The following is a 25,512-nucleotide window of genomic DNA, read 5'->3' as shown; positions in this document are numbered from 1 at the left end:
ACGGCCCTGGAGTCCTCCTCGACGGATGGCGCGTGCGGCGGAGGTCAGACCTTGTGCACGACGGGCGGCTGCCACTGGCCGTTCAGGGCCTCCGGCCGGGGCGCGTACAGGCGCAGGGTGACGCCGAGCGGTCCGGCGGGCGCCGGGAGCCAGTTGCGTTCGCGCTCGGCACCCGGGTGGCGGTGGCTGTTGAGGATGTCGAGGGCTTCACCCTGACCCCGCCTTCCACGCCGTACCCAGGCCACGAGCGATCGATACGCCCTCAACAGACTGGCACGGGGGCGGACCGACGGCGAGACGAGGCCGTGTTGCGCACACCCGGACGCGGATCCGGAGGTGGGGGCTCGACGCGGCCACGGGATGTCTGGTCACGCACGGGACGGCTGGTCAGATCGAGCTGAGCTTGATCTCGACGGGGAACGGCACGGAGGTCTTCACGACGTCGGTGAAGACGTCGGCGTCGCGGTAGAGCCTTGCCGCGGTATCGAGGACGTACGTGTACACCACGGGGACCCCGTTGGCCGTCTGCTCCACCCGCCAGTAGAAGGAGATCCCCGCCTTGGCGTACTGCTCCGTCTTCACGACGCGATCGGTCGTCTCCGAACCGGGCGAGACCACCTCGACCACCAGCAGTACGTGCTCGGGCCGAGTGGGCGACACGTCGATGATGTCCGCCCGGTACACGACCACGTCCGGGCGGCGATTCGTGAGCGGGACGTCCTGGAGGCGGACGTCGAAGTCCGTGTCCGCGTTCCACTCGGGCGCGGCGGCGGCATCCAGGGCGTTGGCCAGGAAGCGCGCCAGGCGATTACGGCGTTTGGACGCGCTCGGTCTCACCACGACCGTCCCGTCCACGATCTCGATGCCTCGACACTGCTCTGCGGACCAGGAGTCGTACTCCGCGACGGTGATCGGCGTATGCATCCATCCTTGTTCTTCGCAGGGAATCCCGGCCTTCAGGCCGGGCGGGAATGCGATCTTCGGCTTGGAGGCGCGAAGCGCCAGAGTTCTCTGCGTCTTGGGGGTAAAAGTCAGGCCGGCCGTTTCTGGTTCTCGATGTAGTCCTGGACGATGCTCGGCGGTGCGCCGCCGCAGGACCCGGTGAAGTAGGACGGGGACCAGAACGCCGAGCCGGTCCTGATTCGGTTGATCCGGCCGGTGTGCTGCGCGCGCAGATATCGGGAGCTGACGCCCTTGAGGGAGTTGACGAGCTTGGACAGGGCGATTTTCGGCGGGTAGTGCACGAGCAGGTGGACGTGATCGCCTTCACCGTTGAACTCTCGCAGCTCCGCGCCGAAGCTCTCGCACACGTCCCGCATGATCGCCTCGCAGCGCGTCAGCATTTCGCCGTTGAAGATCTCACGCCGAGACTTCGTGACGAACACCAAGTGTGCGTGGAGGTTGAAAATGACATGATTTCCTCATCGGATATCGGGATCTGATTCCCAGCCTGGTGACATGGGCCAAATATAGTAGGGTCGAGTGAAATCGGCTGGAGGGGGTGGGCTGGATGATCCGTGCGTACAAGTTCCTCCTGAGGCCTACTGTCCGTCAGGCGCAGGCATTGTCGGAGATGCTGCAAGATCACTGCTCTCTCTACAACGGGGCCCTGCAGGAGCGCCGCGACGCCTGGCGGCACGTCTCGAAGACCAGCGTCAGGTACGGGATGCAGTCCGCGCAGCTCAAGGAGGTCCGGGCGTTCGACCCGGAGCGTCAGGGCCGCTGGTCGTTCTCCTCGCAGCAGGCCACCCTGCGCCGTCTGGACAGGGCGTTCGCCGCGTTCTTTCGCCGGGTCAAGTCCGGCGATGCCCCGGGGTATCCGCGTTTTCGTGGGGTGAACCGGTTCGACACGGTGGACTTCCCGAAGGACGGGGACGGCTGCCGGTGGGACTCCACCCCGCACGAGGCCGTCACCCGCGTCCGCCTCCAGGGTGTCGGGCATGTGAAGGTCAATCGGCACCGCGCCGTGAGAGGCAGGGTCAAGACCGTCTCCGTCAAGCGGGAGTGCCGCAAGTGGTTCGTCGTGCTCACCGCCGAGCAGGAACAGCCACAGCCGCTGCCGACGACCGGCAGCATGGTGGGCATCGATCTGGGCATCGCGAACTTCCTCGCCGACTCGGGCGGCGCCTTCGTGCCCAACCCGCGCCACGGGCGTCGGGCCGCCGTCAAACTCCAGGCCGCGCAGCAGACTCTGTCCCGGTTCCCGCGCTGCAAGGCCAAGGACCGCACCGCCAACCACCAACGTGCCGTGGAGAAGGTCGCCCGGCTGCACGGCAAGGTACGCCGCCGGCGGCTGGATCACGCGCACAAGACCGCCCTGGACCTGGTGCGCAGGCATGACGTCATCGCGCACGAAGACCTCAAGATCCGCAACATGAACACGGCCCCCGCCCCGAAACCCGACCCCGACCGGGCCGGCGCGTTCCTGCCCAACGGGGCTACCGCGAAGGCTGGACTGAACCGTTCGATCGCCGATGCCGGTTGGGGGGTGTTCCTGAGGATCCTGCACGCCAAGGCTGAGAGCGCCGGACGGGAAGTGATCGCCGTGGACCCCCGCAACACCTCCCGCGCCTGCCCCCATTGTGGGCACACCGCGAAGGAGAACCGGCCCACCCAGGAAACATTCCACTGCGTCGTCTGCGGCCACCACGCGCACGCCGACACCGTGGCAGCCACCAACGTTCTACGGGCCGGGCTGGTCCGTCGCCACGCCAACACGGCATAGCGAGAAGCCCCGTTCTTCAGGACGGGGAGGAGTCACTCGGGCGCAATCATGTCAGCGCGGTCACGGTGTACTCCCCTCGAATACGGCGACGGTGCTGTGGCCAGGCGACTCAAGTCTATGAGGTCCGCGAGGAGGCGGTGCCCGACTCCTCGCATCACGCCTCTGGTGTCGAGCCCCACCGGGTGCGGCCGCCGGAGGGCCGGCGGCCGCACCATTTCTCAGCGGTCTCCGGCGCACTCCCTCTCGATCACGTCCAGGATCGCCCGGCCCTGGTCGACCAGGTACATGTGGTCGCCCGGGAACTCGGTGTAGGTGAAGGCGGCCGTGGTGGCGTCCTTCCACTGGCGGCCCTCCTCGGCGGTGACCAGGCCGTCGGCCTCGCCGCGCAGGGAGGTGATCGGCACCGGCACCGGGTCGTCGGTGCTGGGGACGTAGGCCTCGTGCATCTCGCAGTCGGCCTGGAGGGTGGGCAGGATCAGTTCCCGCATCTCCGGGTGGTCCAGGGCCTCGTGCCGGAACCCGGCGAACTCCTCGACCCGGGCGAGGAATTCGTCGCCTTCCAGGCCTGCCGCGCGGCGTTCGCGCTGCGTCCAGGGGCCCGGCGAGCCGCTGACGACGAGGCGTTCGACGTGCACGCCGCGGGTGCCGAGCAGGTGCACCAGTTCGTAGGCCAGGACCGCGCCCAGGCTGTGCCCGAACAGCACGACCCGGGAGTCCTCCCCGAGGCCGGCGGCGATGTCGTCGATCTCGTTCTTGGCCGCCTCGACGACGTTGCGGTAGGGCTCGTCGAGGATGCGCCGTTCCCTGCCGGGCAGTTCGACCGAGGTGACGTGCCAGCGGCCGGCGGCCAGGTCCTGCCACGGGTGGAAGAAGGAGGGGCCCGCTCCGGCGAACGGCACGCACAGCAGCGTGGCCGGCTCCCCCTGTCCTGCTGATGTGCCGGCTCCGCTCACGTCGGCCGACTCCTCTCGCTCGCTTCTGGGGCCGCTCACCGTTCGGCCAGCTTGCGGGCGACGACCCGCATGATCTGGCCGGCGGGCTTGGGCATGTGCAGGTCGTGGTGGGTGGCGTCCACGTCGTACTCCTCGATGGTGCCAAGGACGTGGCGCCGCCAGTCGGGGCCGTAGGAGGTCACTCCGTCGACCTTGTCCAGCCGGGCGTTGAAATACAGCACGTCGCCGCGGTAGACCGGCGATTCGAAGACGCCCATCTTCTGGAGGTTGTTGGCGCCGACCTGCGACATGGTGTCGAGGAAGGCGTCCATGTTGCCGGTGTTCATGAACTTGCCGAAGACTTCCTCGACATCGGCGCGGTAGAGCTCCTTGGTGCGGCCGGCGACCTCGCGAAAGCCGTTGTTCGTCTCGGAGTTGGCGGGCTGGGAGTCCAGGACGGCGATGAGGCCGACCTCCAGGCCGCGCCGGTCCATCGCGTCGGCGACGGCGTGGGCGATGGGGCCGCCGAAGGACCAGCCGATGAGGTGGTAGGGGCCTTCCGGCTGGACGGCGAGGATCTGGTCCAGGTAGTCCTCGACCATCTCCTCCACCGAAGTGGCCATCGGTTCCTTGCCGTTGGAGCCGCGGGACTGAAGGGAGTAGGCCGCCCGGTCGGGCACGTGGGGGGCGAAGGTGAAGAACGCCCAGCCCAGGCCGCCGCCGCCGTGGAAGAACCACACCGGTTCCTTGCCGGTGCCGGGGTCCCGGTTCAGCGGCAGCACGACGTTGAAGGAGTCGTCGTGGTCGCCGGGGATGCCGCCGATGAGCAGCAGCGCGGCGAGTTCGGCCACGGTCGGGTACTGGATGATCGTCCGCAGGGGCATGTCGACGCCGAAGTGCTTGCGGATGCGGGCGCTGAGCCGGGTGGCGAGCAGGGAATGCCCGCCGAGGGCGAAGAAGTCGTCGTCGATGCCGACCCGTTCCAGTTTGAGCAGTTCGCCGAAGAAGGAGCACAGTTCCCGCTCGTGGGAGTTGCGGGGCTCGCCCTTGCTGACGGTGGTGGTGTGCTCCGCGGGCAGCGCCGCGCGGTCGATCTTGCCGGCCGGGTTCAGCGGCAGCCGGGACAGCGGCACCATCGCGGCCGGGACCATGTAGTCCGGCAGCCGCGTGCCCAGGTAGGCGGGCAGTTCTTCCAGCAGCGGGCCGATCGCCTTGGCCAGCGCGGGTGCGTTGGCGCGGACGCGTCCGGCGACCGTGCCGGGCAGGAAGCCTCCGGTGACGGTGCGCCGCGGGGGCAGCAGCACCGCGTCGAAGGTGTGGGCGTTCTCGCCCGACCAGGTGAGGACGGCGTCCAGGCCCTGGCGGTGTGCCCAGGCGGTGACGTCCTCGGGGTCCAGCGGCCTGCCGGTGGGGGTCTCCTCGTCGACGACGCCGGCGAAGGCGGCCGCGGCGGCCTCTTCCACCAGGCGGGCGTTGGGGATGCCGGTCACCCGCAGCGGGCCGCCCGCCCGCTGGACGGGTCCGGTCAGTGCGGCCAGGCCGGAGATCTCGCCGCCCCACGGCAGTGCGGGCACGGCGGTCAGGTCGAGGGCGTCGGCGGGTTGCTTGTGCAGGACGGCCTCGTAGCGGTGGCGGGTCAGCGCGTTGTGCGCCTGCCCGGTCTTGAGCCGGATGTCGGCGCCGACGTCGTGGCGCGCCGCCCAGTCGGCGAACCACTCGGGGGCGATGAGCAGTTCGCGTTCGGCGAGCAGTGCCGCTTCCACCGCCGCCCGGATCTCCCCGTGGGAGGCGTAGGGCTGCTGTGCGCGCTGTTCCGCCGTCGCCAGGATCCGCTGGGTGGCGGCGTTGCGGATGTCGGCGACGACGATCCGGCCGCCGGGTGCGAGCAGGTCCAGGGCGTGGGTGAGTACCTGGTCGAGGTAGTCGGTGCTCGGGAAGTACTGGACGACGGAGTCGAGGACGACGGTGTCGAAGCCGCCTTCGGGCAGATCGGTGATGTCGTCGGCGGCCTGGACGGTCAGGCGGACCCGGTCGCCGTGGCCGGCCTCGGCGGCCTGGGCACGGAGCCGGTCGACCGCCTGGGCCGAGAGGTCGGTGCCCCGGTACTCCTCGATCTCGCCGGCGATCCTGGCGAGGAGCAGGCCGGAGCCCGCGCCGATCTCCAGGACCCGGCGCGGGGCGTGGCTCAGGATGCGGGCGGCGGTGGCGTCCTGCCACTGGCGCAGCTGCTCGTGCGGGATCGGCTCGCCGCCGTGGACGCTCTGCCAGGGCTGGAAGTCCTCGCCCCAGGTCTCGTCGGCGGCGTCCGCGTGGGCGTCGTCGTGGATCTGGCGCCATTCCTCGACCTGGGCGGCGGTGTCGGCGACCGCGGCGTCGGGGTCGGGTTCGATGTAGGCGACCAGGCGCTGGTCGCCCTTGTGGTCCTCGCGGACCACGACGGCGGCCTGGGCCACCAGGGGGTGTCCGGACAGGACGTGGTCGATCTCGCCGAGTTCGATGCGGAACCCGCGGACCTTGACCTGGGAGTCGGTGCGGCCGAGGTATTCGACCTGGCCGTCCTTGTTCCACTTCACCAGGTCGCCGGAGCGGTACATGCGGGCGCCGGCGGGGCCGAACGGGCAGGCCACGAAGCGTTCCGAGGTCAGGCCGGTCTGGCCGAGGTAGCCGCGGGCCAGGCAGGTGCCGGCGAGGTAGAGCTCGCCGGCGACGCCGGGGGCGACGGGGCGCAAGGCCGCGTCGAGGATGTAGACCTGGTTGTTCCAGATCGGGGTGCCGATCGGGACGCGGTCGGCGCCGGGGACGTGCTGCCAGCCGGTGACCTCGACGGTCGCCTCGGTGGGGCCGTAGAGGTTGTTGGCGGAGCAGCCGGGGAGCAGGTCGGTGAAGCGGTTGGCGAGGGCGGGCGGGAACGCTTCGGCTGCGACCTCGATCCAGCGCAGGCTGGTGCAGTGGGCGGCCGCGGGTTCGGTGACGAACGCGGAGAGCAGGGAGGGTACGAAGAACGCGGCGCTCACCTGCTCCCGCTGGATCAGGTCCGCCAGGTAGGCGGCGTCCCGGCGGCCCTCGGCGCTGGCCACGACGACGGAGGCGCCCATCTGGAGGTTGGAGAACATCTCCGGGACGGAGGCGTCGAAGCTGGCCGAGGTGCTCATCAGCATCCGGTCCTCGACCGTGACACCGAAGTGCTCCAGGCCCCACTCGATCCGGTTGGTGATCGAACGGTGTGCCACCGGCACGCCCTTGGGGCCGCCGGTGGAGCCGGAGGTGAAGATGACGTAGGCGGTGTTGTCCGGCGACAGGGTCCGCTGGGGGTTCGTCCGCGGGTGGGCGGAGACGTCGGGCAGGGTGTCCTCGAGGAGCAGCAGCGGTTTCGCGCTCGCCAGGACGTGCCGTACGCGCTCGGCGGGCAGTTCGGTGTCCAGTGGTACGTAGGCGGCGCCGGCCTTGACGACGCCGTACACGGCCACGAGCAGGTCCACGGAGCGGGGGATCTTCACCGCGATGAGCTGTTCGGGGCCGGCGCCCTGCTCGATGAGCCAGTGGGCGAGCTGGTTGGCGCGCGCGTTGAACTCGGCGTAGGTCAGGCTCTCGTGTTCGCCGATCACGGCGAGGCGGTCGGGGGTGCGGGCGACCTGGGCCTCGAACGCGTCGGGCAGGGTGGTCGCGGCGACGGGGTGGGCGGTGTCGTTGATCCGGCGTACCAGGCGGTCGCGTTCGTCCTCGCCGAGCACGTCGATCGAGCTGATCGGGGCCCTGGGTGCGGCGGCGACCTGCTCCAGGACGCGGACGAACCGGTCGGCGAGGGCCTCGGCGGTTGCCCGGTCGAAGAGCTGGGTGGCGTACATGAGGTCGCCGCGCAGTGCGCCGGTGCTGTCGTAGGCGAGGCTGAAGAACAGGTCGGCCAGGGAGGTGTTGGTGAGGTACTGCTCGAACTCGACCTTGAGTCCGGGCAGTTCGAAGTCGGCCTTCTCGAAGCTCTGCCAGGCGAACATGACCTGGAACAGGGGCTGGTAGGCGGTGGAGCGTTCGGGGTTGAGGAGTTCGACCAGGGTCTCGAAGGGCACGTCCTGGTGCTCGTAGGCGGCCAGTGCCTTGTCGCGGACCTGTGGGAGCAGGTCGGTGAAGGAGGGGTTGCCGCAGAGGTCGACGCGCAGGACCTGGGTGTTGACGAACAGGCCGACCAGGTCGGCCAGGCCTTCGTCGGTGCGGCCGGCGATGGGGTTGCCGATGGTGACGTCCTCGCTGCCGCTGAGCTTGCCGAGCAGCACGCCGAGCGCGGCCTGCACGACCATCGACATGGTCATGCCGCGCTCGTCGGCGAGGCGTTGCAGGGCGGCCGCCGCCTGCGGCCGCACCACCAGTGGCAGGGAGTCGCCCTTGGAGTCGCGGGTCGCGGGCCGTGGGCGGTCCAGCGGCAGGCTGAGCGGCTGCGGTATTCCGGTGAGTTCCTTGCGCCAGTGGTCGGCCTGGGCCGCGGCCAGGGAGCCGGGGTCGGTGACGGAGCCGAGGAGTTCGCGCTGCCACAGCGCGTAGTCCTTGTAGGTCACGGCGAGCGGCTCGTACCGGGGTGCGTGGCCGGCCAGGCGGGCGGTGTAGGCGGTGGTCAGGTCGCGGGCCAGGGGGCCGCCGGAGACGCCGTCGGAGGCGATGTGGTGGATGAGCAGGACCAGGACGTGTTCCTGGGGCGAGCAGCGGAACAGGCGTACCTGGAAGGGGATGTCGGCCATGAGGTCGAAGCGGTGGGCGATGAACGCGTCGACCGTCTCGTCCAGGGCGCCGGGCGCGACGTCGATGACCGGCACCTGGACGGGGGCCTGTGCCGCGGGCAGGATCCGCTGGTGGGGCTCGTCGTTGTCGTCCAGGACATAGGTGGTGCGCAGCGTCTCGTGCCGGGCGACGACGTCCTGGATCGCCGCGACGAGGGCGGTCTGGTCCAGTGGTCCCTTCAGCCGGAAGGCCGGGGAGATGTTGTAGGTCTCTGCCCCGCCCTCCAGCTGGTGCGTGAGCCACATGCGGCGCTGTGCAAACGAAAGCGGAATCACGGGTTCTACTCCTCTGGGATCATCCTGCGGAGAGCGGGGCGAAGGGGTACGGCCGATTCCTCCGACCAGGCGGCGAGCGCCGCGACCGTCGGCAGGTCGAAGATCTTGCGGATGGGTATCTCCATCCCGATCTCGGCGCGGGCGCGGGTGATCAGCCGGGTGGCGAGCAGGGAGTGCCCGCCGCGTTCGAAGAAGCCGTCGTCGACTCCGACCTGCTCCAGACCCAGCACCTCGGCGAACAGCCTGGCCAGCGCCTTTTCCCGAGGGGTGGCGGGGGCCCGGAAGGGGGTGGTGGACGTGAGGTCGGGTGCGGGCAGCGCCTTGAGGTCGAGCTTGCCGTTGGGCGACAGCGGCAGCCGCTCCAGCGGCACATAGGCGGCGGGCACCATGTACTCGGGCAGCCGGTCGGCCAGGTGCTCGTGGATCTCGGCCGCGTCCGGCACGCCCGTGCCGTCGGCGGGGACGAGGTAGGCGGCCAGGTAGGGGGTGGTGTCGCCGGGCTGCTGGGTCACGACGGCGGCCTGGGCGATGCGCGGATGGGTGGTCAGGGCGGCCTCGACCTCGGCGGGTTCCACCCGGTAGCCGCGGATCTTGACCTGGGTGTCGATGCGGCCCAGGTGCTGGAGCTCGCCGCCGGCGGTGAAGCGGGCCAGGTCGCCGGTGCGGTACATGCGCGAGCCGGCGGGCCCGTAGGGGTCGGGGACGAACCGGTCGGCGGTCAGGGCCGCCTGGCGGTGGTAGCCGCGGCCGGCCCCCGCCAGATACAGCTCGCCGGGGGTGCCCTCGGGCAGCAGGCCGAGGCCGGGGCCCAGGATGTAGGCCCGCACGCCGGGGAAGGGACGGCCGATGGGCACACCCGTGGGGTACGGCTCGTGCGGGTCGAGGAGGAAACCGGTGGCGTAGAACGTCTCGCTGGGGCCGTAGCTGTTGATGATCCGGGCCTTGGGCCAGCGGGTGCGCACCCGCTGGGCCAGGGCCGGGGTCAGCACCTCCCCGGAGATGTTCAGGGCCGTGGGGTCGATGCGGTCGGCGAGCTGGTCGACGAGTTCGGCGAAGGCCGAGGGCACCGAGCAGATGACGTCGACGTCCCAGCTGTCGCGTTCGGCCAGCTCCAGCACGTCGCGGACGATCTCGGCGGTGCCGCCCCTGGTGAGGGCGGCGAACGTCTCGAAGGTGGCGACGTCGAAGCCGAAGGAGGCGGCGACCAGGACGCGCCGTCCGTCCTCGGCCCCGGCCTGCGCAACCAGTCTGTCCACGGCGTTGACGACGGTGGACTGGGTGACGCCCACGCCCTTGGGCACGCCGGTGGAGCCGGAGGTGTAGATGACGTAGGCGAGGCTGTCCGGGCCGGCCTTCGGCCGCGTTTCGGCGCGCGGGGCGGGCGGGGCCGCGAGGTCGATGTCGTCGAGGACCAGGACGGGGACGCCGCCCGCGGGGACGAGCGCGCGGGTGGATGCGTCGGCCAGGACCAGGTGGGGCCGGGCGGTGGGCAGGACGTGCGGGAGCCGGGCGGCGGCGTAGGCGGGGTCGACGGGCAGATAGGCGCCGCCCGCCTTGAGCACGCCCAGCAGCGCCACGACCGTGTCCACGGTGCGCGGCAGGACCACGCCGACCACGATCTCGGGGCCCACCCCGTGCCGGACCAGCTCGGCGGCGAGCGCCTCGGCGCGGGCGTCCAGTTCGGCGTACGTCAGCGACCGGCCCGCCGCGACCACGGCGACCTGGTCCGGGATCCGGGCCACCTGGGCCTCGACCAGTTCGGTGAGGGTGACGTGGCGGGCCGAGGCGGCGTCCTCGTCGGACCGGGCCAGCATCCGCTCGCGTTCGCCGTCGCCGAGCGCGTCGATCCGCGCGATCCTGCCTGCGGGGGCGGCCGCCAGCTGCCGCAGCAGGCGCACCAGGCGGGCCGCGTACGTTTCGACGGTGTCGCGGTCGAAGACGCCCGGCGCGTACTGGATGACGAGCTGGAGGTGCGGGTCGGCCGCCGCCGTCAGGCACAGCGCGTAGTGGTTGCCGGCGAAGGGGCGCAGGCCGGTGAAGGTGATGCCGTCCGCGGCGTCGCTGGCGTCCTCCAGGCCCTCCCGGTCGACCGGGTAGGACTCGAAGACGACCAGGGTGTCGAACAGGGACCGCACCCCGGCGGCCTTCTGGATCTCCGCGAGCCCGTGGTGGTGGTGTTCCGCGAGGGCCGCCTGGCGGCGCTGGAGGCGGTCCAGGACCTCGCCGGCACTGTCGCCGGGTGCGTAGGTCACCCGTACGGGAAGGGTGTTGATGAACATGCCGACCATCGACTCCACGTCCGTGACCGCGGGCGGGCGCCCGGAGACGGTCGCGCCGAACACCACGTCCTGGCGGCCGGTGAGCTGGCCGAGCAGCAGCGCCCAGGCGCCCTGCACCAGGGTGTTGACGGTGATGCCCAGTTCGGAGGAGCGGCGGACCAGTTCGTGGGCCTCCTCGATCGGCAGGGCGACCTCGACCTGGTCGCGGACGCCGTCGTCGGTGTCCGCGGAGCCGGGGGCGAGCAGGGCCGGCTCGTCGATCCCCTCGAGTTCCTCCGCCCATGCGCGGGCCGCCTCGTCGGGGTCCTGGCGGGTGAGCCAGGACAGGAAGTCGCCGTAGTCGCGGGTGGCGGGCAGCGCGGAGGTGTCGCCGTCGGCGGCGTAGAGCAGGAGCAGGTCCTGCATCAGCAGCGGGGTGGACCAGCCGTCGTAGAGGGCGTGGTGGGCGGTCAGGACGAGTTCGGGCCGTTCGGGGTCCAGGACGGCCAGGGCCAGGCGTATCAGCGGCGGGGTGCCGGCGTCGAAGTAGGTCGTGCGGTCCTGGTCGAGGAAGTCCTCGAACGTCCCGGTGCGCTCGGGCTCGCCGAGTCCGCTCAGGTCCAGGTGCCGCCAGGGCAGCGTCACCGCCTCGGGGATCACTTGTACGAGGTCGCCGTCGGCCCGGTCGGCGAACGCGGCGCGCAGGACGGGGTGGCGGTCCAGGAGTGCCTGCCCGGCGCGGTGCATCCGCTGGGGGTCGACCCGGCCGGACAGGTGGAAGACCAGCTGGATGTGGTATGGGTCGAAGGACGCTCCGGCGAGTTTGGCCTGGAAGAGGATCCCGGACTGGGCGGGGGTGGCCGGCCAGATCTTGGCGAGCTTGCCGAAGCGGGTCTCCCAGGCGTCGATCTCCCTCTGGCCCACGGCGACCAGGGGTGCGTCGCTGGGGGTGAGGCCGCCCGCTTCGGGACCGGTGGCGTGGCGGGCCAGCGCGGTCAGGGCCTTGGTCCACAGTGCGGCCAGTTCGGTGACGTCCTCGCGGGCCAGGACGCCGGTGGGGAAGCCGAAGTAGGCGGTCAGTTCGTCGCCGTCGCCGGTGTCGGTGGCCACCGCGTTGATCTCCAGTGCGGACAGGACCGGCATGTCCGCGTCGGGTGCGGCGATCAGATCCGTGTGGGTGGTGTCGGGGGTCCAGCCAAGGCCCCGCAGTTCCTCGGGGATGTCCGCGCCGGAGGCCTTGCCGAGGTAGTTGAAGCCGATCTGCGGGCGGCGCAGGCGGGCCAGCGCGGGTGCGGTCCTCGCGTTGAGGTGGCGCAGCAGGCCGTAGCCCATGCCGTGGTCGGGGACGGCCCGCAGCTGTTCCTTGACGGCCTTGACGGCCCGGCCGGCGGCGGGGCCGCCGGCGAACGCGTCGGCCAGGTCGATGCCGGTGACGTCCAGGCCGACGGGGTACATGGCGGTGAACCAGCCGATGGTGGAGGACAGGTCGGCGCCGGGCACCAGGTGGTCCTCGCGGCCGTGTCCCTCGAGCCGGACCAGCGTCGGGGCGGCGGGCACGCCCCGGGTGCGGCGCCAGCGGGCCAGGGCCAGGGCGAGGGCGGCGAGGAGGCCGTCGTCGACGCCGCCGTTGAAGAGGGCGGGCACGGTGTCCAGGAGGGTGGCGGTGACGTCGGCCGGCAGCTGGACGCGGACGGTGTCCACGGTGGAGGTGACGTCGCGGGCGGGGTCCAGCGGGCGGGCGCCCAGGACGGGTTCGTCGCCGGCGAGGATGTCCTGCCACAGCGGCAGTTCGGCGATCCGTCCGGCGGTGGCGGCCTGCTCGGCGAGCGCGTGCGTCCAGCGGCGCAGCGAGGTGCCCGCGGGTGCCGGCCGGGGTTCGAGGCCGGCCCTGACCTGCTGCCAGGCCGCCACCAGGTCGGGCAGCAGGATCCGCCACGACACGCCGTCGACGACCAGGTGGTGCAGCACGATCAGCAGCCGGTCGGCCCCGGTGGCGCAGGTGAGGCGCACGAACTGGGCCATCACGCCCGCGTCGGGGTCCAGGCGGTCCGCGGCCGCGTCCAGTTCGCCCTGCACGGTGGCGGCGTCGTAGGGGACCTCGTGGATCAGCGTGGCGGCGTCGATGCTGCCCGCCTCCCGCATGCGCAGGCCCTTCTCGGCCCGGTCCAGGTGGGAGCGCAGCACGTCGTGCCGGTCCAGGACGCTCTGCAGGGTCGCGGTGAGGCCGGGACGGTCGATGTCCTCGGGCAGGCTCAGCAGCGCGGACATGCAGAACCGGCCGATGCTCCCGCCCAGTGCCAGGACGTGGGCCGCGGTCGGCGGCAGCGGGGCCCAGCCCACGCCGGCGCCCGGCAGTTCGGCCAGGATCACCCGCTCCTCGCCGGCCCGGCCCTCGACCAGTTCGGCGAGCCGGGCGACCGTGCGGTGCTCGAAGATCTCCCGGGTGGTGACGAGGACGCCGCGGGTCTTGGCGCGGGCCACGACCTGGATGGAGCGGATGCTGTCGCCGCCGCAGGTGAAGAAGTCGTCGTCGGCGCCGACCTGTCCGGCGCCCAGGACGTCGGCGTACACCTCGGCCAGGACCCGCTCGGCCCCGGTGCGCGGCGCGCGGTACTCGGTGCCGGTGAACTCCGGCTCGGGCAGGGCGGCCCGGTCCAGCTTGCCGTTGGCGGTCAGCGGGAGGCGGTCGAGGACCATCAGCTGGGCGGGGACCATGTAGTCGGGCAGGCGTCTGGCCGCGAAGCGGCGCAGGTCGGCCACCGACACAGTGGCGTTGATGTCCACGTCGCCGCCGCCGGCACCGGCGCTCGCCCGGGCCACGTAGCCGACGAGCCGCCGGGTGCCGGTGGGGTCGGCGCACACGGTCACGACGGCCTGGGCGACGGCGGGGTGCTGGGCCAGGACGGTCTCGATCTCGGTCGGCTCGATGCGGATGCCGTTCACCTTGACCTGGTCGTCGGCGCGTCCGGCGTAGCGCAGCAGGCCCTCGGTGTCCCACCGGGCCAGATCGCCGGTGCGGTACATCCGCGCGCCGGGCGGGCCGAAGGGGCAGGCGACGAAGCGTTCGGCGGTGGCGGCCGCGTTGTGGTGGTAGCCGCGGGCGACCGGGCCGGCGACGTACAGCTCGCCGATCACGCCCTGCGGGGCCGGGGCGAGTTCGGGACCAAGGACGTGGGCGCGCATGTTGGCCAGCGGTGTGCCCACCGGTACCGCGCCGGTGTCGCCTTGGTGGCGCGGGAGGGTGTGGGTGGCGGCGTAGAAGCTCTCCGTCTGGCCGTAGGCGTTGACGACGCGGGCGGCGGGCAGCATCCGGCGCACCTTGCGGACCAGGTCCGCGGAGAGCGCCTCACCGGCGAAGATCACGGTTTCGACGTCGAGTCGCAGGCCGGTGGCGCCGTCGGCGGCGATCTGGTCGAGCAGGGCGGAGAACACCGTCGGCACGGCGCTGATGGTGGTGCCCGACCAGGCGTCGCGTTCGGCGAGTTCGAGGACGTCGCGGACGATCTCGACGCTCGCGCCGCGGGTCAGCGCGGTGAAGATCTCGAACACGCAGACGTCGAAGTTGACCGAGGTCGCGGCGAGCATCCGCGAGCCGGCCTCGACGTGGGTGCGCCGGGCCAGGTCCTGTACGCCGTTGACGACGGCTGCGTGGGTGACGGCGACGCCCTTGGGGGTTCCGGTCGAGCCGGACGTGAACATCACGTAGGCCAGGTGGTCCGGCCCCGTACCGGCGTCCACCACCTCGGCGGCGGGCCCGTCGAGGTGCAGGTCGTCGAGGTGCAGGATGCGCTGCGCGCCCCTGGTGACGGTGGAGGCGGTCGCGTGGTCGCTGACCACCAGTGCCGGTTCGGCGGTGGTGAGCAGCAGGTCGACGCGCGCGGCCGGGTAGCCGGGGTCGATGGGCAGGTAGGCGCCGCCGGCCTTGAGGACGGCCAGGAGTGCGACGACCAGGTCCGCGGAGCGGGGCAGTGCCACGGCGACCAGGACGTCCGGTCCGACACCGTGCTCGCGCAGCACGGCGGCCAACCGCCCGGCGCGGGCCTCCAGTTCGCGGTACGACAGCTGTGCGGGCCCGAAGACCACCGCGGTCGCGTCCGGTGTCCGCGCCGCCTGGGCGGCGACCAACTCCGGTACGGTCGCGGCCGGCACGGGCGCCGTCGTGTCGTTCAGCCGCTCCAGCCGGTCCTGTTCGGCCGGGGTGAGGACCTCCACCCGGCCCAGGCGGGTGGTGGGGTCGGTGACGACCTGGCGCAGCACCCGGACGTAGCGGTCGACGAGGCTCTGGGCGGTGGCGTGGTCGAACAGCTCCGTCGCGTACTCCAGCCGCCCGTACGCGCGGCCCGAGGGGTCGGGGACGATGTTGAAGAACAGGTCGAACTTCGCGGTCTCGGTGCCCAGCGGGACGGGGGTGGCCTTCAGACCGGGCACCTGGAGCGGGGACCAGGCGAACTGCCAGGCCAGCATGACCTGGAACAGCGGCTGGTAGGCGGTGGTGCGGTCGGGGTTGAGGAGCTCCACCAGGTGCTCGAAGGGAACGTCCTGGTTGTCGTAGGCGCCCAGCGCCCTCTCGCGGACCTGGTCCAGCAGGTCGGCGAAGGTCGGGTTGCGGGAGAGGTCGACGCGCAGCACCCAGGTGTTGGCGAAGAACCCGATCAGGTCTTCGAGCTGTTCGTCGGGGCGTCCTTCGATGGGGCTGCCGATGGTGAGGTCGTTGCCGGCGCCGAGGTGGTGCAGCAGCACCGCGAGCGCGGCCTGGGCGACCATGGGCGAAGTGGCTCCGTGTTCGGCGGCCAGGCGCCCGATCCCGGCGACCACGTCGGGTTCCAGTTCGAGGTCGACATGGCCGCCGGCGTGGCTCGCCGAGGTGGGCCGCGGCCGGTCCAGCGGCAGCTGCACCGGCTGCGGTACCCCGGCCAGCTCGCGGCGCCAGTGGTCGAGTTGTTCGAAGGCGACGCTGTCGGGGTCGTCCTCCTCGCCCAGCATCTGCCGCTGCCACACGGTGTAGTCCTTGTACTGCACCGCGAGCGGCTGCCAGTTCGGCGCCTCGCCCCGGCCGCGGGCCGCGTACGCCTCCAGCAGGTCGCGCAGGAACGGGGCCATCGAGGCGCCGTCCGCGGCGACGTGGTGGAAGACGAACACGAGCACGTGCTCCTGGGCGGAGACACGCAGGACGCGGGTGCGCAGCGGCAGGTCCGCCTCCAGTGCGAAGCCTTCGCCCACGAAGCGGCGCATCGCCTCGTCCACCTCGTCCGCCGCCACGTCGAGCACCCGGAAGGCGTGGCCGGCCTCCTCGGGCGTCAGGATGCGCTGCTCGGGGGTGCCGTCGGGCCTCTCGACGAGCAGGGTGCGCAGGCTCTCGTGCCGGGTGGTGACGTCGGTGACCGCCGCGGCCAGGGCGTCGGTGTCCAGCATCCCGTCCAGGCGCAGCACGAACGGGATGTTGTACGTCGCGGACGGCCCTTCCAGACGGTGGAGGAACCACAGCCGGCGCTGGGCGAAGGACAACGGGATCATCGTGCTACTCCTAAACGTTCATCTGGCGCAGCTGGAGGCGGTTCGACTTGGCCGATTTCTCGATGCGGGCCGCCAGCTCGGCGACGGTCGGACTGCGGAAGACGGTCGTGACCTTCACCTCGACGCCGAGCTCGCTGCGGATGCGGCCGACCAGCCGGGTGGCCAGCAGCGAGTGGCCGCCGTTGTCGAAGAAGTCGACGTCGATGCCGACCTCGTCGGCCCCGAGCAGGTCGGCGAACAGCCGGCACAGGACTTCCTCGTTGTGGTTGCGCGGCCCCCGCCCGGTCGCGGTCTCGGCGCGGTCCGGTGCGGGCAGGGCGCCCCGGTCGAGTTTTCCGCTGGGGGTCTTGGGGAGTTCGGCGAGCGGTACGAGCGCGGTGGGGACCATGTACTCCGCCAGCCGTTCGCGGGCCAGATCGGTCAGGGCCGCGAGGTCCAGGTCGGCCGGGTCCGCGCCGGCGGCGGGCACCACGTAGGCGACCAGGCGCTGGTCGCCGGGGCGGTCCTCGCGCACCAGGGCCACCGCGCTGTCCACATCCGGGTGCGCGGTGAGGGCCTGTTCGATCTCGCCGAGCTCGATGCGGAAGCCGCGGATCTTGACCTGGAAGTCGGAGCGGCCGATGTACTCCACCTGGCCGTCGCCGCTCCAGCGCACGAGGTCGCCGGTGCGGTACATGCGGCTGCCGGGCGGGCCGAAGGGGCAGGCCACGAAGCGGCCCGCGGTCAGCGCGCTCTGCCCCAGGTAGCCGCGGGCGAGCTGGTCGCCGGCGAGGTAGAGCTCTGCGCTGACTCCGGCCGGGACCGGGCGCAGGGCCGCGTCCAGCACGTACACCTGGGTGTTCCACACCGGTGTGCCGATCGGCAGCCGGTCCGCTCCGGGTACGTACTGGTGGGCGGTGACCTCGACGGCCGCTTCGGTGGGGCCGTAGAGGTTGTTGGCGGTGCAGTGCGGCAGCAGCCGGGTGAAGCGGTCGGCCAGTGCGGCGGGGAACGCCTCGCCGGCGACCTCGATCCAGCGCAGGCTGGTGCAGTCCTTGGCGGCGGGTTCGGCGACGAACGCCTCCAGCAGGGACGGTACGAAGTCCGCGCCGGTGACGTGTTCGCGCCGTATCAGTTCCGCCAGATAGGCGGGGTCGCGCCGTCCGTCGGGGCGGGCGACGACGATGGCGGCCCCGGCCTGGAGCGGTGCGAACAGTTCCGGCACCGACACGTCGAAGCTCGCGGTCGTGCTGAGCAGGATCCGGTCCCGGGCGCCGACGTCGAAGTGCGCGAGGCCCCACGTGAGCCGGTTCATGATCGCCCGGTGTGCCACCGGTACGCCCTTGGGGCCGCCGGTGGAGCCGGAGGTGAAGATGGCGTAGGCGGCGTTGTCCGGCGACAGGTTCCGTTCGGGGTCGGTGCCGGGGTGGGCGGAGGTGTCCGGGAGCGTGTCGTCGAGCACCAGCAGCGGCCGGGCCCGGTCCAGGACGTGCCGGACCCGGTCGGCGGGCAGTTCGGTGTCGATGGGTACGTAGGCGGCGCCGGCCTTGACGACGGCGTAGATCGCCACCAGCAGGTCCACCGAGCGGGGGATCTTCACCGCGATGAGCTGTTCGGGGCCGGCGCCCTGCTCGATGAGCCAGTGCGCGAGGCGGTTGGCGCGCGCGTTGAACTCGGTGTAGGTCAGCCGCTCGTGTTCGCCGATCACGGCGAGGTGGTCGGGGGTGCGGGCGACCTGGGCCTCGAACGCGTCGGGCAGGGTGGTCGCGGCGACGGGGTGGGCGGTGTCGTTGATCCGGCGTACCAGGTGCTCGCGTTCGTCCTGGCCGAGCACGTCCACGGCGCCGACCGGCATCGAGGGGTCCTGGAGCAGTTGTTCCAGGACGCGGACGAGGCGGGCGGCGATCTCCTCGGCCGCCCGGTGGTCGTAGAGGTTCTTCTGGTAGTCGAGGGACAGGCGCAGGTAGGGGTCGGAGGCGTTGAGGGTGAGGGGGTAGTGCGAGCCCGCGAACGGGCGGATGGCGTCGATGGTCAGGCCCGCGGAGGTGTTCGCGTCGACGATGCCCTCGCGGTCGACGGGGTAGTTCTCGAACACCACGATCGTGTCGAACAGGGAGGGCAGGCCGGTGCCGCGCTGGATGTCGGCCAGGCCGTAGTAGTGGTGGTCGAGGAGGGTGATCTGCCGGTTCTGCAGATCGGTGACGACCTCGCCCAGGCTGGTTCCGGGCCGGCACAGGGCCCTGGTGGGCAGGGAGTTGATGAACAGGCCGACCATCTCGTCGCTGCCGCTCAGGTCGGCGGGGCGGCCGTTGACGGCGGCGCCGAACACCACGTCCTGCTGCCCGGTCAGTCGGGAGATCAGTACCGCCCACGCGCCCTGGAGCAGGGTGTTGAGCGTGACGCCGAGCTGTGCGGCGCGTCGGGCCAGTTCGCGGCCCTTGTCGATGGACAGCGGCACCTCGACGCGTCCCAGGGAGGACGCCTCTCCCCGGGAGGTGAGGCCCGCGGCCACCAGGGTCGGCTCGTCGAATCCGTCGAGTTCGCTCTTCCACCGGGCGGCGGAGGCCTGGCGGTCCTGCCTGCTCAGCCAGGCCAGGTAGTCGCCGTAGGAGCGGACCGGGGCGAGGCCGTCGGTCCCGGCGTACAGCCGGACCAGGTCGGTGATCACCAGGGGTGAGGACCAGCCGTCGAAGAGGGTGTGGTGGGCGGTGAGGACGAGTTTGGAGTGCTGCGGTCCGCAGGTGAGCTGGGCCAGGCGCAGCAGCGGCGGCCGGGTGGGGTCGAGCCGGTCGGCGCGGTCGGCGGCCAGGGCCGCGTCCAGGGCCGCGTTCTGCTCGCTCTCGCTGCGGCCGCTCAGGTCCAGGTGCCGCCAGGGCAGGGCGACGTGTTCGGCGACGACCTGCACCGGTTCGCCGTCGGCGCTGGTCACGAACGCGGAGCGCAGGTTGGGGTGGCGCTCGAGCAGTGCCTGTCCGGCGGCCCGCATGCGGTCGGGGTCGACGTGTCCGGACAGGTGCAGCACGAACTGCATGTGGTAGACGTCGAAGGTGTCCTCGGCGAGTGCCGCCTGGAACTGGATGCCGGACTGTCCCGGGGCCTGCGGCCACACCTGGGCCAGCGGGCCGTAGCGCTCCTCCCAGGTCTCGATGTCGCGCTGGCCGACGGTGACCAGCGGGGCGTCGGAGGGGGTGAGCCCGCCGATGTCCTTGGTCGCGGCGTAGGCGGCCATGCCGTGCAGCACCCGCACCCACAACTCGGCCAGTTCGGTGGCCCGTTCGCGGGTGAGGACCCCGGTGGGGAACATGAAGGCGGCTTGCAGGCGGGTGCCGTCGGCGGTGTCGGTGGCAACCGAGCTGACTTCGAGGGCGGACAGCGCGGGCAGGTCCGGGTCGGGCTCGGCGATCAGTTCGGCGGACCAGGACGCCGGCCCCCAGCCGTGGGTGCGCAGGTGTTCGGGCACGTCCGTGTCGGAGATCCGGCCGAGGTAGTTGAACCCGATCTGCGGCACCGGCAGGCCGGCGAGCTGTTCGGCGGTCTCGGGGTTGAGGTGGCGCAGCAGGCCGTAGCCCAGGCCCTTGCCGGGGATCTCGCGCAGCTGCTCCTTGACGAGCTTGACCGCCTGGGCGGTGGCGGGGCCGCCGGCCAGTACGCCGTCCAGGTCCACCGCCGCGACGTCGACGCGGGCGGGGTACATGGTGGTGAACCAGCCGACGGTGCGGGAGAGGTCGGCGCCGGGGACGGCGTCCTCCTCGCGGCCGTGTCCTTCGAGGCGGACCAGGGTGGAGCCGTCCGCGGCACGCCAGCGGTCCACCGCCAGGGCGAGGGCGGCGAGCAGTACGTCGGTGCCGGTGCCCTTGAACGCGGCGGGCAGGGTGGTCAGCACGGCGTCGGTGACATCGGCGGGCAGCTGCACCCGCACGGTCTCCACGGTGGACCACACGTCCAGGGCCGGGTCGAAGGCCCGTGCGCCCAGCGGCGGGTTGGGTGATTCGAGGAGGTCGCGCCAGTAGGGCAGTTCGGCTTCCCGCCGCTCGGACAGCGCCTCGTCGGCCAGGGCGGCCGCCCAGCGGCGGGCGGAGGTGCCGACCGCCGGCAGTTCGGGCGTCGTGCCGTTGCTCACCTGCGCCCAGGCCTCGGCGAGGTCGGACATCAGGATGCGCCAGGAGACGCCGTCGACCACCAGGTGGTGCAGCACCACCAGCAGCCTGCCCCGGCCGGAGGCGGCGGCGAACCAGACGAAGTCCGCCATGGTCCCGGCCTCGGGGTCGAGCCGGCCCAGAGCGTCGCGCAGTTCCCTCTTGGCCGCCGCGAGCGCGGACGGCTCCTGCCAGTGGCCCTGGCAGTCGACCCGGCGGATGAGGTCCGCCGCGCGGACGGTGCCCGTAGGGCGGGCGAGGAGGGTGGGTTCGTCGCCGGGCACCAGGTGGGCGCGCAGCAGGTCGTGCCGGTCCAGGACGGCGTCCAGGGTCGCGGCGAGGCCCTCCGCGTCGATGCCCGCGGGCAGTTCGAGGACCATCGACATGGCGAACCGGCCGGTGCCGCCGCCGTTCTCGAAGACGTGCCGGGCCACCGGCTGGAGCGGCATCGGGCCGACGCCTCCGCCCGCGTCCTCCGCGAGGACGGGGGTGCGGTCCTTTCGGTCGGAGGCGACCTCGGCGAGGCGGGCCGCGGTGCGGCACTCGAAGATCTCCCGGGTGGACAGCTCCAGGCCCAGGGCGCGGGCCCTGGCCACGACCTGGATGGAGCGCAGGCTGTCGCCGCCGGCCGCGAAGAAGTCGTCGTCGGCGCCGACGCGTTCCACGCCCAGGACGTCCGCGTACGCGGCGGTGATGAGCGCCTCGGCCTCGGTGCGCGGCTCGCGGTAGGCCTCGCCGAGGAATTCGGGTTCGGGCAGGGCGGAGCGGTCCAGCTTGCCGGTCGCGCCGAGCGGGAGGCGGCCCAGGGCCACGAACGCGGCCGGCACCATGTAGTCGGGCAGCCGTGCGGCGACGAACTTGCGCAGTTCGGCGGAGGAGGCTCCGGCGAGCACGTCCACGTCGCCGATGCCGCCGGCGCCGTCGTCGCCGACGGCGCCCTCACCGGTGTGCACCACGTAGGCGACGAGCCGCTTGCCGCCCGCGGGCACCTCCCGGCTGATGACCAGCGCCTCGCTGATCCCGGGGTGCTGTGTGATCGCCGCCTCGACCTCGGCGGTCTCGATGCGGAAGCCGCGCACCTTGACCTGGCCGTCGCCGCGGCCCACGCATTCGAGCAGGCCCTGTGCGTTGCGGCGGGCGAGGTCGCCGGTGCGGTACATGCGCTCGCCTGCGGGGCCGTAGGGGTTGGCCACGTAGCGTTCGGCGGTCAGGGCCGCCCGGCCGTGGTAGCCGCGGCCCAGGCAGGTGCCGGCGACGTACAGCTCGCCGACGACGCCCTGGGGCACCGGGGCAAGGCCCGGGCCAAGGACGTAGGCGCGCATGTTGCCCAGCGGGGTGCCGATGGGCACGACGTCGCCCTCGTCCCACTCCTGGGCGGGGTCGAGGGTGAAGGCGGTGGCGTAGAAACTCTCGCTCTGGCCGTAGGAGTTGACGATCCGGGCGCCGGGCAGGGCCTCGCGCAGCCGGCGTACCAGCCGGCCCGGGAGCACGTCGCCGGCCAGGACGACGGCGCGCACGTCGGGCGCGTTGCCGAGGTGGGGGACGAGTTCGCCGAGCACCGAGGGGACGCCGCTGACGATGTGCCCGTCCCAGCCCTCGCGCTCCGCGAGCGCCAGCGCGTTGGCGACGATCTCGGCCGTGCCGCCGGTGGTCAGGGTGGTCAGCAGCTCGAAGACGGAGACGTCGAAGTTGACGGAGGTGCCGGCCAGCATCCGCCACCCGGGCGGTGTGCCGAGGACGTCCGCCAGTTCCCGTACGCCGTCGGTGACGCCTCGGTGGGTGATGGCGGCGCCCTTGGGCTCGCCCGTGGAGCCGGAGGTGTACATCACGTACGCCAGGTTGTCCGGGCCGAGCGGGGTGAGGCGGGTCGTGTCGTCCGGGGCGCCGGCGGCCGGCGGCCAGTCGGCGCGCCGGTCGAGACGGACGACGGTGTCGATGGCGTCGGCGGGTATCTCCTGCCAGGTCGCGGTGTCGGTGACCGCGAAGCGCGGGGCCGCCTGCGCCAGCACGCTGTGTGCCCGGCCCTTCGCGTACTGCGGGTCCAACGGCACATAGCCGGCACCGGACTTGAGGATGCCGAGCAGGCCGATGACCAGGTCCTCGGTGCGCGGCAGTGCGAGGAGCACCATGTCTTCCGGGCCGGCCCCGTGGCGGATGAGTTCCCAGGCGACGGCGTTCGCCCGTTCGTCCAGCTCCCGGTAGGTGATGGTCCGCCCGTCGCAGGTGAGCGCGGGGGCATCGGGTGTGCGGGCGGCCTGGCTCTCGAACAGCTGCGGGATCGTCGCTCCGGGCTGCGCCGCGGCCGCTTCGCCGGCCGGGGCGAGGAGCAGGTCCCGCTCGGCGGTGTCGAGGACGTCGACGGTGGCGATCGCGCGCCCGGGGTCGGCCACGAGCCGGCCCAGCACGCGGACGAACCGCTGCGCGATGGCCTCGGCGGTGTCCTTCTCGAAGAGGCTGGTGGCGTACTCCAGCCGGCACCGGGCGCCGCCCGCGCTGTCGGGGAGGAGGTCGAAGAACAGGTCGAACTTGGCGGTGCCGGTCTCCAGCCGTTCGACCTGGACGTCGAGGCCGGGCAGCTGGAGCGGCGGCACGGGCGGCTGCCAGGAGAGCATGACCTGGAAGAAGGGGTTGTAGGCGGTGGAGCGGTCGGGGTTGAGCAGTTCCACCAGCCGCTCGAAGGGCATGTCCTGGTTGTCGTAGGCGGCCAGCGAGCGGTCGCGTACCTGGTCGAGGAGTCCGCGGAAGGTCGGGTTGGCGCAGAGGTCGACGCGCAGCACCCAGGTGTTGACGAAGAAGCCGACGAGGTCGCGCAGTTCCTCGTCGGTGCGGTCGGTGATCGGGGCGCCGATGGACAGGTCGTCGCCGCATCCGAGGTGGTGCAGGAGCACCGCCAGCGCCGCGTGCATGACCATCGAGACGGTGGTGTCCGCCGAGGTGGCGAGCTTCTCCACCGCGCCGAGCAGGTCGGGGTCGATGGTGAAGGGGATCCGGTCGCCGTCGGGGCTCATCACCCGCGGGCGCGGACGGTCCACCGGCAGTGCCAGCGGCTGCGGGAGGTCGGCCAACTGCTTGCCCCAGTAGGCCAGTTGGCGGGCGGAGACGCTGTCGGGGTCGGTCTCGTCGCCGAGTACGTCCCGCTGCCACAGCGTGTAGTCGGCGTACTGCACCGGCAGCGGCTCCCACGTGGGGGCCCCGCCCTCGGCGCGGACCGCGTAGGCGGTGGTGAGGTCGCGGAACAGCGGGCCGAAGGACTCCCCGTCCACGGCGATGTGGTGGGCGACGACGACGAGGGTGTGCTCGTGCGGGGCGCACCGCAGCAGCCGGGCGCGGATCGGCGCGTCGGCGGCCAGGTCGAAGGTGGCGGTGGCCGCCTCCTCGACGGCCGCCGCCCGTTCCCGCTCGGTGACGTCGAGGACCGTCAGGGCGAACGGCTTCTCCCCCGGCGCCAGGACCTGCTGGTGCGGGACGCCGTCGTCGCCCTCGACGATCACGGTGCGCAGGACCTCGTGCCGCTCGACGACGTCCGCGAGCGCCGCCTGAAGCGCGCCGACGTCCAGCTCGCCGGTCAGCCGCAGGGCGAAAGCGCCGTTGTAGGTCGGCGAAGGGCCTTCGAATCGGTCCACGAACCACAGCCGGCGCTGCGCGAACGACAACGGGATCATTACTACTCCAAATACGCAGGAGGGAGGAGGCCGTCACTCAGCTCAGGTCGAGCAGGTCCAGAAGTTCGTCGTTGTAGAAGTCGTCGATGGAGCACGCCCCCGACAGGGTCGAGAAGTAGCGGTCGATGTGCTCCTGGTGGCCGACCAGTTGCCGCAGCATCTCCACCCGGCCCTCGGGCTTGAGCTCGGCCACGTTCAGGGCGCCCTGGTAGTGGCTGAGGGCCTCGCCGCTCAGGTCGTTCTCGTAGCGCTTGAGCGCGGTGCGCAGCGCGGCGTCGTCGTGCAGCTGCGTGCCGACGTGGTCGGTGAGGGACTGGGCCTGGGCGAACGCCTCGGTGATGCCGCGGGCGGTGATGGAGTCCTTGTGGTTGACCGCGTCGCCGACCAGCACCCAGCCGGGGCCGTAGGCCTTGCGGAAGTAGTTCTCCTGGTGGCCCGTGCCGTAGATCTGCTCGACCCGCCGGCCCGCCCGCATCCGCTCGTACAGCTCGGGTGCGGTGGTGCGGAAGGAGTCGAGGTAGAAGGGCTCCACTTCCTTGCGGACCTCGTTGTAGAGGTTCTGCGGGAAGTAGGTCATCAGCAGGGTCAGGTCGTCGTTGGTGGGGATGACGCCGATCCAGCGGCCGGGCCGCTCGTACAGTTCGAAGTGCGAGGGGACGTTCTCCCAGTAGCTGTAGTAGGTGCAGCTCACCCGCGGGTGCTCGATGACGTTGGGCGCGCCCGTCTTGCGGGCCACCAGTGAGCGCATGCCGTCCGCGCCGACGACCAGGCGGGCCCGCTCCGTGGTCTCGGTGCCTTCGGGCGTCGTGTAGCGCACCCCGGCGACCCGGTCGTCCTCCCACACCAGGTCCTTGACCGCGCAGCCCTCCCGGAAGTCCACGCCGGCCTCGACGGCGCCCTCGGCGAGCAGCGGGTCCAGGACGTAGCGGCGGGGCGCGTAGGTGTGGTCCAGGCCGTCGACGGGCAGGGAGAAGCCCTCGATGCGCACCCCGGGGCCCTGGTAGCTCTGGCGGGTGATCGGCCGGCAGCCCGCGTCGCGGAGTTTGCCGAGCAGTCCCCACCGGTTCAGCAGGCCCATGCCCTGCATGTGGATGTAGTGCGAGGACAGCGTGTCCTGCGGGAACCGTGCCTTCTCCAGCAGCAGGACCGAATAGCCCTGCCGGGCGAAGAGCATGGCCGTCGGCGAACCCGCGCAACGGGCACCGATGACAATCACGTCGTACATGGCGCGCCTCTCTGACCAGGTAGTTTTTGCACGCAACTC

Annotated in this window: 9 protein-coding genes; 1 reads left to right on the top strand and 8 read right to left on the bottom strand. The window is 72.0% G+C overall.

Features of this window, described 5'->3' with window-relative positions; genetic code table 11:
* Positions 1 to 44 precede the first annotated feature (44 nt).
* The 3 genes from ABZV42_RS27490 to tnpA all read right to left on the bottom strand — a co-directional run bounded on the left by ABZV42_RS27490 (position 45) and on the right by tnpA (position 1,409).
* Positions 45 to 245, bottom strand: coding sequence for a DUF1214 domain-containing protein (locus ABZV42_RS27490; protein ID WP_356054022.1), 201 nt, complete (start codon positions 243 to 245; stop codon positions 45 to 47).
* Positions 246 to 387: 142 nt separating this feature from the next.
* Positions 388 to 924: a Uma2 family endonuclease gene (locus ABZV42_RS27485; RefSeq protein ID WP_356054020.1), complete on the bottom strand. Its 537-nt coding sequence runs from the start codon at positions 922 to 924 to the stop codon at positions 388 to 390.
* Between the two features lie 107 nt (positions 925 to 1,031).
* Positions 1,032 to 1,409: an IS200/IS605 family transposase gene (gene tnpA, locus ABZV42_RS27480; protein WP_356054072.1), complete on the bottom strand. Its 378-nt coding sequence runs from the start codon at positions 1,407 to 1,409 to the stop codon at positions 1,032 to 1,034.
* A 101-nt stretch (positions 1,410 to 1,510) separates the two neighbouring features.
* Here tnpA and ABZV42_RS27475 point away from each other — a divergent pair, with 101 nt between their 5' ends.
* Positions 1,511 to 2,725 carry a transposase gene (locus tag ABZV42_RS27475; RefSeq protein ID WP_356054018.1) on the top strand — a complete coding sequence of 405 codons (1,215 nt, stop codon included), beginning with the start codon at positions 1,511 to 1,513 and terminating at the stop codon, positions 2,723 to 2,725.
* A 218-nt stretch (positions 2,726 to 2,943) separates the two neighbouring features.
* Here the strand turns inward: ABZV42_RS27475 and ABZV42_RS27470 are convergent, their stop codons facing one another.
* Genes ABZV42_RS27470 through ABZV42_RS27450 form a run of 5 tightly spaced genes read right to left on the bottom strand, consistent with a single transcriptional unit; the run spans position 2,944 to position 25,473 of the window.
* On the bottom strand, positions 2,944 to 3,678 hold the full coding sequence (locus ABZV42_RS27470; protein WP_356054015.1) for an alpha/beta fold hydrolase: 735 nt from the start codon (positions 3,676 to 3,678) through the stop codon (positions 2,944 to 2,946).
* Between the two features lie 35 nt (positions 3,679 to 3,713).
* A complete protein-coding gene (locus tag ABZV42_RS27465) occupies positions 3,714 to 8,699 on the bottom strand; it encodes an amino acid adenylation domain-containing protein (RefSeq protein ID WP_356054013.1) in 4,986 nt (1,661 codons plus the stop codon).
* A 5-nt stretch (positions 8,700 to 8,704) separates the two neighbouring features.
* Complete coding sequence (locus ABZV42_RS27460; protein ID WP_356054011.1) at positions 8,705 to 16,471, bottom strand: amino acid adenylation domain-containing protein; 7,767 nt, start codon at positions 16,469 to 16,471, stop codon at positions 8,705 to 8,707.
* Between the two features lie 10 nt (positions 16,472 to 16,481).
* Complete coding sequence (locus ABZV42_RS27455) at positions 16,482 to 24,248, bottom strand: amino acid adenylation domain-containing protein (RefSeq protein WP_356054008.1); 7,767 nt, start codon at positions 24,246 to 24,248, stop codon at positions 16,482 to 16,484.
* A 37-nt stretch (positions 24,249 to 24,285) separates the two neighbouring features.
* Positions 24,286 to 25,473, bottom strand: a complete 1,188-nt coding sequence (locus ABZV42_RS27450) for an NAD(P)/FAD-dependent oxidoreductase (RefSeq protein WP_355985520.1) — start codon at positions 25,471 to 25,473, stop codon at positions 24,286 to 24,288.
* Between the last annotated feature and the right edge of the window lie 39 nt (positions 25,474 to 25,512).

The sequence above is a fragment of the Streptomyces sp. NPDC005281 genome, from assembly GCF_040607495.1.
In the GTDB taxonomy this organism is placed as follows: Bacteria; Actinomycetota; Actinomycetes; order Streptomycetales; family Streptomycetaceae; genus Streptomyces.
Note: the sequence above shows the minus strand (reverse complement) of the source record. Positions and strands in the feature narration are given on the sequence as shown.

Bases quoted from the DNA above. Each gene is read 5' to 3' on its own strand.
- ABZV42_RS27450 (WP_355985520.1), bottom strand. From the start codon at position 25,473: ATGTACGACGTGATTGTCATCGGTGCCCGTTGCGCGGGTTCGCCGACG.
- ABZV42_RS27475 (WP_356054018.1), top strand. From the start codon at position 1,511: ATGATCCGTGCGTACAAGTTCCTCCTGAGGCCTACTGTCCGTCAGGCG.
- ABZV42_RS27460 (WP_356054011.1), bottom strand. From the start codon at position 16,471: ATGATCCCGTTGTCCTTCGCCCAGCGCCGGCTGTGGTTCCTCCACCGT.
- ABZV42_RS27455 (WP_356054008.1), bottom strand. From the start codon at position 24,248: ATGATCCCGTTGTCGTTCGCGCAGCGCCGGCTGTGGTTCGTGGACCGA.
- ABZV42_RS27485 (WP_356054020.1), bottom strand. From the start codon at position 924: ATGCATACGCCGATCACCGTCGCGGAGTACGACTCCTGGTCCGCAGAG.